This is a genomic window from Methylobacterium sp. E-005, assembly GCF_022829725.1.
GTDB lineage: Bacteria > Pseudomonadota > Alphaproteobacteria > Rhizobiales > Beijerinckiaceae > Methylobacterium.
In genome coordinates this window covers 78,223-90,543 of record NZ_JAKSYG010000240.1, presented here as the reverse complement: position 1 = coordinate 90,543, position 12,321 = coordinate 78,223, and the positions used below count along the sequence as shown (strand labels likewise).

Below are 12,321 nucleotides of genomic sequence, written 5' to 3'. Positions count from 1 at the left end.
GGGCCGCGGACCCGGGCCGGAGATCGGCGACGGGGCGCGGGCGATTCCCGGAGGAGCGATCAGTGCTGACCTACACCAAGACGCCGGATTCGAATGTCGCCGAGATCGTGGTCGACGGGAAGATCACCGACGAGGAGATGAACGCGGCGATGACCGCCATGAAGGCCGACCTCGACAAGGGCGGCAAGATCAAGCTGCTTGAGGATATCCGCGCCTTCGAGGGCATGGAGCCCGCGGCCTTCTTCAAGGACCCGCGTTTCGGGATCTCGATGATGAAGAGCATCAGCCACGTCGCCCTCGTCACCGACGCGCCCTGGCTGAAGGCTCTGGCCGAGACCTTCAACTTCGTCTCTCCGACGCAGATCAAGGTGTTCGAGCGCGCCCGCCTCGAAGACGCGCGCAACTGGCTCGCCGCGGCGGCCTGAGCGGACTTACTCGGCCTGCGCGGTGCGGGTGTTGCTGCGCCGCGCGGTCCAGTGGCCAGAGCAGAGCGACGACACCTTCCAGGTGCCGGTGCCGGTTCCGGCCTGGAGCCGGCCCGTCCCGGTGCCGGTCGCCGCACCGTTGCTGACGCTCAGGCCCACGAGGCCGTCGGCTCCGACATGCCCGTTCACCCGGACGCCGGCGCTGCCGGAGACGAGCTGCACCTGCCCTTCGCGAATGGCGAGGGCGTAAGTGTAACGGGCGCTGCACAGGCCGCTCTCGGTCACCAGTTCCACCGACCACGTGCCGTTATGCGTGCCCGGTTCCGCGGATGCGGCGGCACAGATCGGCAGGGAGAGACCGGCGGCGAGGGCCGTGAGGGCGACGGACTTGAGCATGCGGGGTTCGTCTTTCAGCAATTCAGGTGCCGCGCGGGGCAGCACGCAGAATCGTCGATCGAGGATGACTCCGCGCTGAACGCGCGACACGGCAAGATTATGGCCGCCGGAGATGTCCGGCGAGATCAGACCTTATAGCCAGACCGGGCCGGAAAGTCGACCCGTGGCGATCCGATGCTTGGCCGTATCCTGGAGGGGGCACCGAGCGTTGCTTGGGCTCAGGCAGTTGATCAGGAAAGTTGAAGACCGCTCGGCGGGTCCACCTCACCTATCGGCGCCGGGTCGAGGCGCGACGTCGCCGTGCGACCCCTCCCCCCCTTTGCGGGGGAGGGAGAGGCGCCGGCAACCGTTTTTTCCCTTGGCAAATACCGGACGCCCTCAATCCAGCGGCCGCGCCTCCTCCGGCAGCATGATCGGGATGCCGTCGCGGATCGGATAGGCGAGCTTGGCGGAGCGGCTGATCAGCTCCTGGCGGGCGAAATCATATTCCAGCGTGCCCTTGGTCAGCGGACAGACCAGGATCTCCAGGAGCTTCGGGTCGACGCGGGTCGCCTCGACGGGGGCTGTCAGCTCGTTGCTCATCGTGCGTGAAACCTACTGCATCGTCGATTCGGGGCCTGCGCCGCGAACCAGTTCCATCTGGGTGACCGCGATCAGGATCTCCGCCCGGGTCTTCAGGTCGGGGGCCTCCAGCATCGCCTGCTTCTCGCGGACGCCGAACGGGCTCATCATGCAGAGGGCGTTGACCAGCGCCTCGTCGGGCGCCTCGTCGATCCCCGCCCAATCCACCTTCAGATCGTTCGATTCCACGAAGTCGCGGAGCGCCTTCAGCACGCCCGGGCGGTCGACATGCTCCTCGCCCGCCCGGGGTTCGAAGTCCACCGCGAAGGTGTCGTAGGAGACGTGGCAGCGCCGGTAGAGGCTGGCCGAGGCCAGTTCGCTCTCGACCCGGAAGCGGCTGATCCCAGTGAGCGAGATCAGGTAGCGCCCGTCGCCGGTCTCGGCATATTGCGTGATCCGGCCGGCGCAGCCGACGCGATAGAGCTTCGGGTTCAGGCCGCCCGCGTTTTCCGGATCGGGCTGGATCATCCCGATGATCCGGTCGGTCCGCATCGCATCGTCGACCATCGCCAGATAGCGCGGCTCGAAGACGTTCAGCGGCATCTGGCCGCGCGGCAGCAGCAGCGCGCCCGAGAGGGGAAAGACCGGGATCACCGCGGGGCAATCCGCCGGGCCCTTGTAGCTCGCATGGGTGCTCATGGCGCCTCCCAGAGGGGCGGACAGGTAGGCCGGAGCGCGAGCCGGCGCTTCACGAGAACAGAAGCGCCGAGAGCTTGCGTCGCCCGCGGATCGTGTCGGGATCCATCACGCCCCAGGCCTCGAAGAATTGCAGGAGCTGCTTGCGCGCCCCGTCGTCGTTCCAGTCCTTGTCGCGTTTGCGCAGCTCGATCAGGTGATCGACCGCCTGTCCGCGCTCGCCCTTTGCCGCCAACCCCAGGGCGAGGTCGAACCGCGCCTGGTGGGCATCCGGATCAGCCTCCACCGCCCGCTGCAGACCCGCGAGGTCGCCGAGCGCGGCCGCCTGCTCGGCGAGTTCCAGGGCTGCGCGGATCCCGGCGAGCGCCGGGTCATTCGCTTTCTCCTCCGGCACCATCGCCAGAACGCGCTTGGCGTTCTCGACCTCGCCGGCGTCGAGCTGCATCTTGGCGAGGCCCGCCAGCGCCGGGACGTTGTCGGGCTGTTGCTCCAGAATCGCCGCGTAGATCTCGGAGGCGCCCGCGAGGTCGCCCTCCTCGATCAGAGCTGTCGCGTCCGCGAGCGCGGCCTCGATCGGATCCTGGGCCGGCCCGGCTACGCGCCCGATCAACTCCTTGATCTGGCTCTCCGGCACCGCGCCCATGAAGCCGTCGACCGGCTGGCCCTTCTGGAAGACGATCACCGCAGGGATCGACTGGATGCCGAGCTGCCCCGCGATCGAGGGATGCTCGTCGATGTTCATCTTCACCAGGGCGACCGCGCCCGCGGCCTCCGTGACGACCTTCTCCAGCACCGGCGTCAGCTGCTTGCAGGGCCCGCACCAGGGCGCCCAGAAATCGACCAGAACAGGCCGATGCATCGACTCGGCGAGCACGTCCTGACGGAAGCTCGCCGTGGTCGTGTCCTTGATCAGGGAGCCGGTGTCGACGGCCGGGGAAGCGCCCCCGGCGAGGGTGTCATTGAGCATCGGTCTGGCTTCGGAACCTTTTTGCTGGAGCCCCTTAGATGGGGCCTTCGAGGCCGTCTGACCAGTCCGGATCGGGCTACCCTGCTCAGCGTGCCGGTGGGGAAGCCGGCGCGCCCGTTGCCGCTTTGGCGGCGGTCACGAAGGTCCCCGCGAAGGCACGCCCGTCCGCCGCGCTCGCCTCGCAGGTGATCGCCGTGCGCCCCGGTTCCGGGGTGGAGAAGCGGCAGGCGCCGATCGCCAGCGTTGGGGCGGCGTCCTTGCCGATGGTCACGACGTTGATCGGCTGCAGCGGATCGGTCTCCTCGGTCGCCTCCTGTTGGGCGCCGTTGCCGCTGAAGCTGAGCGTCTGGCCGTCCGCGGTGGTGAAGTCGAAGCTGGTGCGGTTGCGGCTCACCGCATTGTTCAGCACGTTGCTGCAGGACGCGCTCAGATCCTGCGTGCCGATCACGAGCTTCTCGCAGGTCCCCTCCAGCCGCAGCGCCGCCTGCGCGTGTGCCGTGCAGGGCAGTCCGAGGAGGGCACAAAACAGGACAAGGCGCAGACGAATCGTCATGGCGTTTGGGGCATCCTCCGGTTGCAGGCCGAATTAGGCCCCGCGTGGCGGACGTCGAGGGCCACGGCTCAGGGATAGCCATCGGCCCGCCGGACGCGCACGCCGAGTCCGGCTAGTTTGCGAAGCGCAGCGTCCGGTCGTTGGGCGCGGACAAATCGAGGTCCGGCCCCAGCGGCACGATCCCGGTCGGGTTGATGGTCGGGTGGCTCTCGTAATAGTGCCGCTTGATATGCGTAAGGTTCACGGTCGGCGCGACCCCCGGGAGCGCGTAGAGGTCGCGCAGGTAGTTCGACAGGTTGGGATAATCCGCGATCCGGCGCTTGTTGCACTTGAAGTGGCCGACATAGACCGCGTCGAACCGCACCAGCGTGGTGAACAGGCGGATGTCGGCCTCGGTCAGCCGGTCGCCGCACAGATAGCGGCCGCGGGCGAGGCGCGCCTCCAGGGCGTCGAGTTCCGCGAACAGGGCCTCGAAGGCGTCCGCGTAGGCCGCCTGGGCGGTGGCGAAGCCCGCCTTGTACACGCCGTTGTTTACCCGGTCGTAGATGCGGGCGTTGAGCGCGTCGATCTCGGCGCGCAGATCCGCGGGATAGAGGTCGGGTCCAGTGCCCCCGAAGGCGCCGTTCAGCATCCGGAGGATCTCGGCGGATTCGTTCGACACGATGGTGGCGCGCTGCCGATCCCAGAGCACCGGCACCGTCACGCGGCCGGTATAGGTCGGCTCGGCCGCCCGATAGACTTCGTACAGGCGCCGGGCGCCGTGGATCATGTCCGGCGTCGCGCCCGGCGTGTCGCCGAACACCCAGCCCTCCGCGCCCATATGTGGATCGACCACCGAGACGCCAATCACGTCCTCCAGTCCCTTCAGGGCACGGCCGATCAGGGTGCGGTGAGCCCAGGGGCAGGCCAGCGAGATATAGAGGTGGTAGCGGCCGGGCTCGGCGGGAAAGCCGCCCTCGCCTGAGGGCCCCGGCGATCCATCGGCCGTGACCCAGTTGCGGAAGCTTGAGGCCTTCCGCTCGAAACGGCCGCCCGTGGAGGCCGTGTCGTACCACTGGTCGCGCCAGACGCCGTCTACCAGAAGGCCCATCGTCGTATCCTGTCCGCGAACGATCCCGGGCTCAGATGGGTCGCGCGGCGTTTTTCGGGAAGACGCCGGTGTGCATCGTCCCCCGCGCGATGCGTTCCCGCCGGCCCGCGATTTCTGCGCAAGGCAGGCTTGCACGCGCCCTTCTGTTGCAGTGCAGCAAAATCCGTCATCTCTTCTCCATCGTCAGTCGCGACCGGCCGGATCGGTCGCGCGGAATCGCGTTGGAGATGAGTGATGTCGTTCGCGCTGGTGCCCGTCGCTGAGGCGGCCCTGTTCACTTTCGGATGCCTGGTGATCCACGCTCTGAGACGCCACGCGGACGTGGTCACGGCGACGCTGGCCTGCCTCGTCACCCTCCTGGTCCTGATGATCGGCATCGCCTGCGCGCCGGAATCCTTCGCCAAGTACCAGGCGGCCAGCATCGGCGACTTCACCGCCATGGACACGGCGATCTACTGATCGGGCGCCGTCCGCGGCGTCAGACCACGCTGTCGGATCTGCGCGAGGCGCCCGCCCGTCCCGCGCTGGCCAGCGACCGTCACGTCGAAATCGTCCTTTGGGAGGCGCGCCAGGAACCGCTCTGCCACTTCGAACAGCAGGATGTCGGGGCGCACGCGCTCGATGTAGGGCCAGTCGAGGCCCGCCGACCAGATGAAGTGAACCTCGCAGAAGCTCTCGGCGAGGAGCCCGGTCAACATGAACGGGTCGAAATGCGCGCAGGAATCGCCGAACAGGACGAGCCGACGCGGATCGGCGGTCGGCGCATCGTTCCGGTAGACGACATGCGCACCGACATGCACCTCCCGGTCGCGTCCCTCCGCCTCGTAGGCGGCGAGCAGCGGCCCGGTCTCGACCCGGCGTGAATCGCGCTGCAGCCCGAACCGCTCGATGCGTTCCCGCGGCCGCTCGCGCAGCTTCTCGCCGAGATCCATCAACTCGTCCGAGACGATCCGCGGGCGGGCGCCGATATCGGCGGGCGGGACGGCCCCGAGCACCCGCATGATCGCGCGATAGGCCAGCAGGCAGCCCTGCGCGGTCCAGTGGGTGTCGGTGCGCAGGTAGAGGGGTACCGGCCCGTTCCGGGCGGCCCGGAGCGGGGCCAGGAGATCGAGATAGGCGGGGTTGCGTGCGAGGAGCCGGGCGAGGCGGCGGGTCGAGGCCTTGGCCGGATCGTAGCGCAGGCCGTCGGTCCGATCGTCGTAGACCGACAGCTTCTCCGGCACGATCACGTGGAGGCAGCGGATGCCCAGGCGCTCCGCGCGCCGGGCGCGGGCCCGGATCAGCCGCGCCCAGCTCCGCAGCAGGAGCCAGTGCCGCAGGCCGCCGCGATAGCGGTCCAGGACGCGGTTGGTCCCCCCGATGAGAAACAACCAGCCGTCACGGCCGACATGAACGCTCTCCCTGCCTGCAGACATGGCGGTGCTTTAGCCGCACCGCGGCCGGGCGACTAGGGCGGACCCGCTCCGTGCGGCTGCGCGTTCGACTGGGATGTCGTCCGCCCCCGCACTGGCCCTCGAAGATCCTGCTGACGCGCCGGTCGAAACGGCCCGCCCGTCCCGCCTGTGGCGCCCACGCCGGGTGCTGGTGACGCCGGCGGCGCTGGACCACGCCCACGGCCGGGCGATGCTGGCGCGCGCCGAGGCGCTGGGCCTGGCCGTCGAGCGCCTGTCGGCCAATCGCCTGCCGAGCCCGCGCGAGCCGGACCCGCGCCGCGCCTACACGGCCGCCAAGGCGACCCTCGCGCTGACGGTGGCGCCGCCGACGAAGCTGCGGCTCCAGCCGATCCCGCCCTCGGCCGACTGGCGCTTCGACCTCGCGGAGGGCTGCCCGGCCCATTGCCAGTACTGCTACCTCGCGGGCTCGCTCCAGGGGCCGCCGGTGACCCGCGCCTACGCCAATCTCGACGCGATCCTGGGCAATCTCGAATCCTATGCGGGGCGCGGCGCTGTGACCTCGGCCTCGACCGAGCGGGCGCAGGAAGGCACCACCTTCGAGGCCTCCTGCTACACCGATCCGCTGGGGATCGAGCACCTCACCGGCTCGCTCTCGGCGGCGATCCGGCATTTCGGGGCCTGGGACGCGCCGGTGCAGCTGCGCTTCACCACGAAATTCGCCGCGGTCGCGCCGCTCCTCGACCTGCCGCACAACCGGCGCACGCGGATCCGGTTCTCGGTCAATGCCCGGCCGGCGGCCCGCTACGAGGGTGGCACCGACACCCTCGACGCGCGGCTCTCGGCTTTGGGCCAGATGGCGCGGGCGGGCTATCCCGTGGGGCTGACGATCGCGCCGATCCTGCCGGTGCCGGACTGGGAGGCGGCCTATGCCGGGCTGATCCGCGACGCCGCCGACGCGCTCGCCGGCGCGCCCGATCTCGACCTCACCGCGGAACTCATCACCCACCGCTTCACCCCGATCTCGAAGACGGTGCTGCGCGGCTGGTATCCGGGCTCGGACCTGCCCCTCGACGAGGCCGAGCGCGTGGAGAAGCGCACCAAGTTCGGCACGGTGAAGCACGTCTTCCCGAAGGCGCTGATGCAGGCGATGCGCGGCCATCTCACCGCCTGCCTCGCCCGGGACCTGCCGGCGGCGCGGGTGCTGTACTGGACCTGAGGCTTGCGGGCGCCATCTCGGCGGGATGCAAGACGCGGCCCCCCTGATCCTCACCCTCGCCTTCGACGAGCCGACCTTCGCGCGCTTCGACGGCGAGCGGCGCCGGTATTTTCCCGAGACGCTGAACTTCATCCCGGCCCACGCGACCCTGTTCCACCACCTGCCGGGGGACCGGGAGCGCGGCGTCATCGAGGCCATCACGGCCCTCGCCCGGACGCTGCCGCCCCCGGAGGTCGCGGTGACGGGCGTCCGCTTCACCGGCCGCGGCGTCGCCTACGCCCTCGAATCGGAGGCCCTGGCGGGGTTCCGCAGCCGCCTCGCGAAGACGTTCGAGCCGTATCTCACCGCGCAGGACCGGCAGGGCTGGCGTCCGCATGTGACGGTGCAGAACAAGGTCGACCCCGCGACGGCGCGGGCGCTCCATGCCGATCTCCAGGCGGGCTTCGCGCCGTTCCGCTTCACGGCCCCGGCGACGCTGCTCTGGCGATATCTCAGGGGGCCGTGGGAAGACGTCGCCCGCCTGCCCTTCAGGGAGAACGCCTGATGGTCCCTGCCCCGCGCGCCGACGATGCTCGCCACTCTTCGCAGGTCTCCTGCGCCGGTGACAGTGCGCGACAGGCCCCCTCTCCCGTTCGGAAGCGGGTTGGGGTGAGGGCGGAGAACGCTCCGGATCGGACCCGCGATCAATGCGCCGACAGGGCGCGCCTCGTTCTGAAACGTCTCATCCCTCACCCTGTCCCCCTCCCGCACGGGAGAAGGGACCCGCGTGCCATCTTGAAGCCCTCGAGCCGAAATCTCGCTACCTCTCCAGTCCCCTCTCTCCCAGGGGCCACCCCGTGAAGGTCCCCGGCACCCTGCGGCACAACCGCCTGATCGAGCCCGCCACGGCCGTGTGGCTGCGGCTGCGCCTCAACGAGGTCGGCCCCCTCGTGGCGCTCCTCGGCCTCAGCATCCTGGGCTACGGCTTCTTCTATCTCGCCCACGAGGTCGGCGAGGGCTCGACGGCGGCCCTCGACCGCCGCATCCTGCTCGCCCTGCGCAACCCCGCCGATCTCTCCGACCCGATCGGGCCACCCTGGCTCGAGGAGACGATGCGCGACATCACCGGGCTCGGCAGCGTCTTCACGGTCCTGTTCCTGACCTGCGCGGTGGCGGCCTATCTGGCGGTCTCCGGCCGTCGAAGGATCGGCCTCTACGTGCTGGCCGCCGTCGGCAGCGGCGAACTGGTCTCCACGGTGCTGAAGCTGTTCTACCAGCGGCCGCGGCCCGACCTCGTGCCGCACGGCATGGAGGTGTTCACCGCGAGCTTCCCGAGCGGCCACGCCACCATGTCGGCCATCGCCTACCTGACGCTGGCCACCCTGGTGGCCCGGGTGGAGCGGAACCGGCCCGCGAAGGCGCTGCTGCTCGGTCTGGGTGTGACCACAACCCTGCTGGTCGGGATCAGCCGGATCTATCTCGGCGTCCACTGGCCGAGCGACGTGCTGGCCGGCTGGTGCATCGGCGCCGCCTGGGCCTGCCTGTGCTGGTTCGTCGCCCTCCAGTTGCAGCGCCGCGGCGAGGTCGAGGCCCCGGATCCGCCGCCCCCGGCGTGACGATGCGACCGGGCGAGTCCGGAAACAGCCCGGCGCCCGGCGGCGTTGATGGGGCGGACGGCCCCTCCTCCGGCGCCGCACCTCCGATCAGCGACACGGCGAGGCCCATGGCGGACGACGATACACGGCTCTCTCGACGTACCCTTCTGGCCGCCGGCAGCGCCCTGGCGGGCGCGGCGATCGGCGGCAACGGCGCCCAGGCGGCCCCGCCGGCACCGCCCGCGGTCCCGGCCGATACCGGCGCGGTCCAGGGCGGCCGGGTGATGTTCCCGAACTGGCGGGGCTCGGGCGACCGTCCGCCGGCACCGACCCCCGCCCCGCAGCCCCCGGGCCAGCGCGTGGGCTACTGCGTCGTGGGTCTCGGACGCCTGAGCCTCGACGAGATTCTTCCCGCCTTCGGCGAGGCCAAGCGCTCGCGGCTCGCCGCGGTGATGTCGGGCTCCCCCGACAAGGCCAAGCTCGTGGCGCGCCAGTACGGCCTGCCGGACGACGCAGTCTACGGCTACGACGAATGGGATCGGCTCAAGGCCAACCCGGAGGTCCAGGCGGTCTACGTGGTGACGCCGAACGGCGTGCATCGCGACAATGTCCTGGCAGCCGCTTCCGCCGGCAAGCAGGTGCTCTGCGAGAAGCCGATGGCGGTCTCCTCCCAGGAATGCCGCGACATGATCGCGGCCTGCGCCAAGGCCAACGTCAAGCTGATGATCGCCTATCGCTGCCAGTACGAGCCGCACAATCGCGCGGTGATCCGGCTCGCCCGCACCGGCGAGTTCGGCAAGCCGAAGCTGATCCAGGCCTTCAACGGCCAGACCACCGGCCTGCCGGAGCAGTGGCGCCTGCGCAAGGCGCTTTCGGGCGGCGGCTCGCTACCGGATATCGGGCTCTACTGCCTCAACACCACCCGGGCCGTGCTGGGCGAGGAGCCCGACCAGATCCAGGCGCAGATCCACTCGCCGCCCGATGATCCGAAGTACCGCGAGGTCGAGGAGACGGTGAGCTTTACGATGCGCTTCCCCTCGGGCGTGATCGCGCAATGCCAGTCGAGCTACGGCGTCTATGAAGCCCGCAGCCTGACCCTGCACACGAGCAACGCCTCCATCGATCTGCAGAACGCCTTCGCCTATCAGGGCCAGCGGCTGTTCGTTGGCCACCGCGACGGCAAGAACGCGGCCCGGGACGAGCGCATCCTGAGCCCGAAGAACCAGTTCGCCCTGGAGATGGACCACTTTTCCCGCTGCGTTCAGGAGAACCTGCGCCCGCGCACCCCCGGCGAGGAGGGGTTGCAGGATCAGGTGCTGATGGAGGCGATCTACGAATCCGCCCGCACCAGTGCCCCGGTGAAGGTCGGGCCGCCCGAGGGCGCCGGCTCGGGCCTCGACGTGACCCGCGGGCCGGAGCCGGAGGAGGCGGGCTGAGGGCCGCGCCTCGTTCCGGGATCGCGCAAGGCCGCGGCGCGCGTTACAGCACGACGCGCGAATGGCCCTGCATCAGAACGGCAGCAGAATATCCACGATCTGCTGGCCGTAGCGCGGCTGCTGCACGTCGGTGATCTGCCCGCGGCCACCATAGGCGATCCGGGCCTGGGCGATCTTGGCCGAATCGATGGTGTTGTCGGATTCGATGTCCTCCGGGCGGACCACGCCGGCCACCACCATCTCGCGGATCTCAAAATTGACCCGGATCTCCTGCTTGCCCTCGACCACGAGGTTGCCGTTGGGCAGCACCTGGGTGACCACGGCGGCGACGTTGGTCGTCACGGTCTCGGCGCGCTGAACCGAGCCGGCCCCGTCATTGGCGGTCGCCGAGGTGGCGGCGAGCAGCGCCGTGCTGCCCACGCCGAACGACTTGCCGACCGCATTGTTCTCCAGCCCCAGGGCGTTCGGCAGGCCGAAGCTCTCGGTGTTGGCGCGGCTTCGCTTCGTCTCGTTGCTGATGTTGGCCTGGTCGGTGACGTTGACCTTGACGGTCAGGATGTCGCCGAGCCGGGCGGCGCGCTGGTCCTTGAAGAAGGCGCGCGAGCCGGTGCGCCAGAGCGAGTTCGGCGCGTAGGAGACCGGCTGCACGTCGGGCATCGGCATCCGCACCGGCTTGTAGCCCGGCTGCGTGGTCGGGTCCTCGATCGCCGAGAGCGCCGGGGTCGCGCCGACCTGCGAGAGCCGGTCCGCGGTGTTGCAGGCGCCGAGCGCACCGGCGATCAGCGCGGCGGCGAGCGGCTTCAGGGCGGTGCGAGGGGGCATCGGGATACTCTTGAACACGGGCGGAACGGGCGATCAGCGCAGGGACGCGGTCGCCTGGAGCGGGGCGGTGGCAGCCGCCTGCTGCTGGGTCGCGGGGCCGGGGCCCACCGAGACCCGGCCGGGGCCGATCACGGTCGCCTGCAGGACCTTCTGCGAGGCGGTGTTGACGACGTTAACCACGGCGCCGAGGCGGCCGGCCTGATTGGCGAGGCCGCGCATGGCGAGGCTGATGCTCGGCGTCTCGTACACGATGGTCACGCTCTCGCCCCGGGCGACGAGTTCGGGCGGGGCCGTGTCGCTGATCCGGAGCACCGTCCCGGCCGCCAGGACGTGCTGGGCGACCTCGCCGACGGCGCTGGTGCTCGCCTGCGCATCCGCGGGCACGGAGTCGCGCGGCCGGCGTTCCAGGGCGAAATCCCCCTCCTTCAGCGCCTCGCCCCGGTCGAGGTTGCGGGCGAGCACCGCCACCTCGCGCATCTCGAGAACCACACCGGAGACGCGCAGCGACGCTTGGCGCTCGCCGAGGCTGACGAGGCCGGCGACCCGGCGGGAGCGCGGGTCGTAGGTCAGATCGAGGGCGGCGGCCTGACCCTGAAGATCGACCGGCGCCAGCAGGATCGGCCCGTCGCCGTCGAACCGGACTGCGACGTTGCGCGGATCGAGGCCGTAGCCGCTCTCCAGCCCCCGCTTGAGCGCGGCCTCGATCTCCGGTGCGCCGATGCGGCGGGCGGCCCGCTGCACGGCGATCTGCATCCGGCCGCCGGTCTCCAGGTCGGAGAGGCCGAGGGCGGCGGCGGCCTCGACGATCCGGCGACTCTGGATCGTCCCGGTCGCCCCCAGGGCGGGCGCGCGGAACAGAGGCCGCGCGGCCAGCGCCGTCGGTGCCCCCTCGACGAGGTCGGCCAGCGTCAGCACGTCGCCGCGGGCGGTCACGTCGCCACGCAGGCGCAAGCCCTCGGCCCGGGCCATGGCGGGGATCGCCAGCGCGCCGAGCGTCGCGAAGGCCAGCACGGCCAGGACCGTGCGGAGCACCACGGCCATGCCGAGGGGCGCCACCCGCGGCCGGGGCCGGCGGACGATCGGGCTGAGGTCGCTCTCGTCCGCCGCCGTGCTGACGAGCGGCAGGATGGAGGCTTCGAAGGCGGAGTCTGGGTGCATGCCGGCATACATCGTCGGAAATCTCAGCGGCGC

The 12,321-nt window shown here is 70.4% G+C and carries 15 protein-coding genes; 6 read left to right on the top strand and 9 right to left on the bottom strand.

The window, feature by feature from the left end; translation table 11 throughout:
- Window positions 1–62 precede the first annotated feature (62 nt).
- A complete protein-coding gene (locus MKK88_RS30010) occupies window positions 63–425 on the top strand; it encodes an STAS/SEC14 domain-containing protein (protein WP_091719129.1) in 363 nt (120 codons plus the stop codon).
- Window positions 426–431: 6 nt separating this feature from the next.
- On the opposite strand, the gene MKK88_RS30005 is transcribed toward MKK88_RS30010, so the two are convergent.
- From MKK88_RS30005 to MKK88_RS29980, 6 genes are all read right to left on the bottom strand, one after another.
- Complete coding sequence (locus MKK88_RS30005; protein WP_244006659.1) at window positions 432–821, bottom strand: hypothetical protein; 390 nt, start codon at window positions 819–821, stop codon at window positions 432–434.
- A 378-nt stretch (window positions 822–1,199) separates the two neighbouring features.
- Window positions 1,200–1,403, bottom strand: a complete 204-nt coding sequence (locus MKK88_RS30000) for a Trm112 family protein (RefSeq protein WP_244006657.1) — start codon at window positions 1,401–1,403, stop codon at window positions 1,200–1,202.
- A 12-nt stretch (window positions 1,404–1,415) separates the two neighbouring features.
- Window positions 1,416–2,081 carry an LON peptidase substrate-binding domain-containing protein gene (locus MKK88_RS29995; protein WP_244006655.1) on the bottom strand — a complete coding sequence of 222 codons (666 nt, stop codon included), beginning with the start codon at window positions 2,079–2,081 and terminating at the stop codon, window positions 1,416–1,418.
- Window positions 2,082–2,130: 49 nt separating this feature from the next.
- Window positions 2,131–3,045 carry a thioredoxin gene (gene trxA, locus MKK88_RS29990; RefSeq protein ID WP_244006653.1) on the bottom strand — a complete coding sequence of 305 codons (915 nt, stop codon included), beginning with the start codon at window positions 3,043–3,045 and terminating at the stop codon, window positions 2,131–2,133.
- Between the two features lie 85 nt (window positions 3,046–3,130).
- Window positions 3,131–3,598 carry a hypothetical protein gene (locus tag MKK88_RS29985; protein WP_244006647.1) on the bottom strand — a complete coding sequence of 156 codons (468 nt, stop codon included), beginning with the start codon at window positions 3,596–3,598 and terminating at the stop codon, window positions 3,131–3,133.
- A gap of 112 nt (window positions 3,599–3,710) precedes the next feature.
- On the bottom strand, window positions 3,711–4,688 hold the full coding sequence (locus MKK88_RS29980) for a glutathione S-transferase family protein (protein ID WP_244006645.1): 978 nt from the start codon (window positions 4,686–4,688) through the stop codon (window positions 3,711–3,713).
- 234 nt (window positions 4,689–4,922) lie between these two features.
- Between MKK88_RS29980 and MKK88_RS29975 the strand changes: the two genes are divergently transcribed.
- The gene (locus MKK88_RS29975; RefSeq protein ID WP_244006643.1) at window positions 4,923–5,147 is read left to right on the top strand and encodes a hypothetical protein; all 225 of its coding nucleotides are present in this window, start codon (window positions 4,923–4,925) and stop codon (window positions 5,145–5,147) included.
- On the opposite strand, the gene MKK88_RS29970 is transcribed toward MKK88_RS29975, so the two are convergent.
- Complete coding sequence (locus MKK88_RS29970; RefSeq protein ID WP_244006641.1) at window positions 5,141–6,103, bottom strand: alginate O-acetyltransferase AlgX-related protein; 963 nt, start codon at window positions 6,101–6,103, stop codon at window positions 5,141–5,143. The two genes, MKK88_RS29975 and MKK88_RS29970, sit on opposite strands and share 7 nt — an antisense overlap.
- A 73-nt stretch (window positions 6,104–6,176) precedes the next feature.
- Here MKK88_RS29970 and MKK88_RS29965 point away from each other — a divergent pair, with 73 nt between their 5' ends.
- The 4 genes from MKK88_RS29965 (at window position 6,177) to MKK88_RS29950 (ending at window position 10,308) form a co-directional block, all read left to right on the top strand.
- Entirely contained in the window at window positions 6,177–7,298 is a 1,122-nt protein-coding gene (locus tag MKK88_RS29965) for an SPL family radical SAM protein (RefSeq protein ID WP_244006640.1), read from the top strand.
- Between the two features lie 25 nt (window positions 7,299–7,323).
- Window positions 7,324–7,842 carry a 2'-5' RNA ligase family protein gene (locus MKK88_RS29960; RefSeq protein WP_244006639.1) on the top strand — a complete coding sequence of 173 codons (519 nt, stop codon included), beginning with the start codon at window positions 7,324–7,326 and terminating at the stop codon, window positions 7,840–7,842.
- A 292-nt stretch (window positions 7,843–8,134) separates the two neighbouring features.
- The gene (locus MKK88_RS29955) at window positions 8,135–8,893 is read left to right on the top strand and encodes a phosphatase PAP2 family protein (RefSeq protein WP_244006628.1); all 759 of its coding nucleotides are present in this window, start codon (window positions 8,135–8,137) and stop codon (window positions 8,891–8,893) included.
- 107 nt (window positions 8,894–9,000) lie between these two features.
- Entirely contained in the window at window positions 9,001–10,308 is a 1,308-nt protein-coding gene (locus tag MKK88_RS29950) for a Gfo/Idh/MocA family protein (protein WP_244006626.1), read from the top strand.
- A 72-nt stretch (window positions 10,309–10,380) separates the two neighbouring features.
- Here the strand turns inward: MKK88_RS29950 and flgH are convergent, their stop codons facing one another.
- Both flgH and flgA read right to left on the bottom strand, forming a co-directional pair.
- Window positions 10,381–11,130 (bottom strand): flagellar basal body L-ring protein FlgH, encoded by a 750-nt coding sequence (gene flgH, locus MKK88_RS29945; protein ID WP_244006624.1) that lies wholly within the window; start codon window positions 11,128–11,130, stop codon window positions 10,381–10,383.
- 33 nt (window positions 11,131–11,163) lie between these two features.
- The gene (flgA, locus tag MKK88_RS29940) at window positions 11,164–12,300 is read right to left on the bottom strand and encodes a flagellar basal body P-ring formation chaperone FlgA (protein ID WP_409566729.1); all 1,137 of its coding nucleotides are present in this window, start codon (window positions 12,298–12,300) and stop codon (window positions 11,164–11,166) included.
- Between the last annotated feature and the right edge of the window lie 21 nt (window positions 12,301–12,321).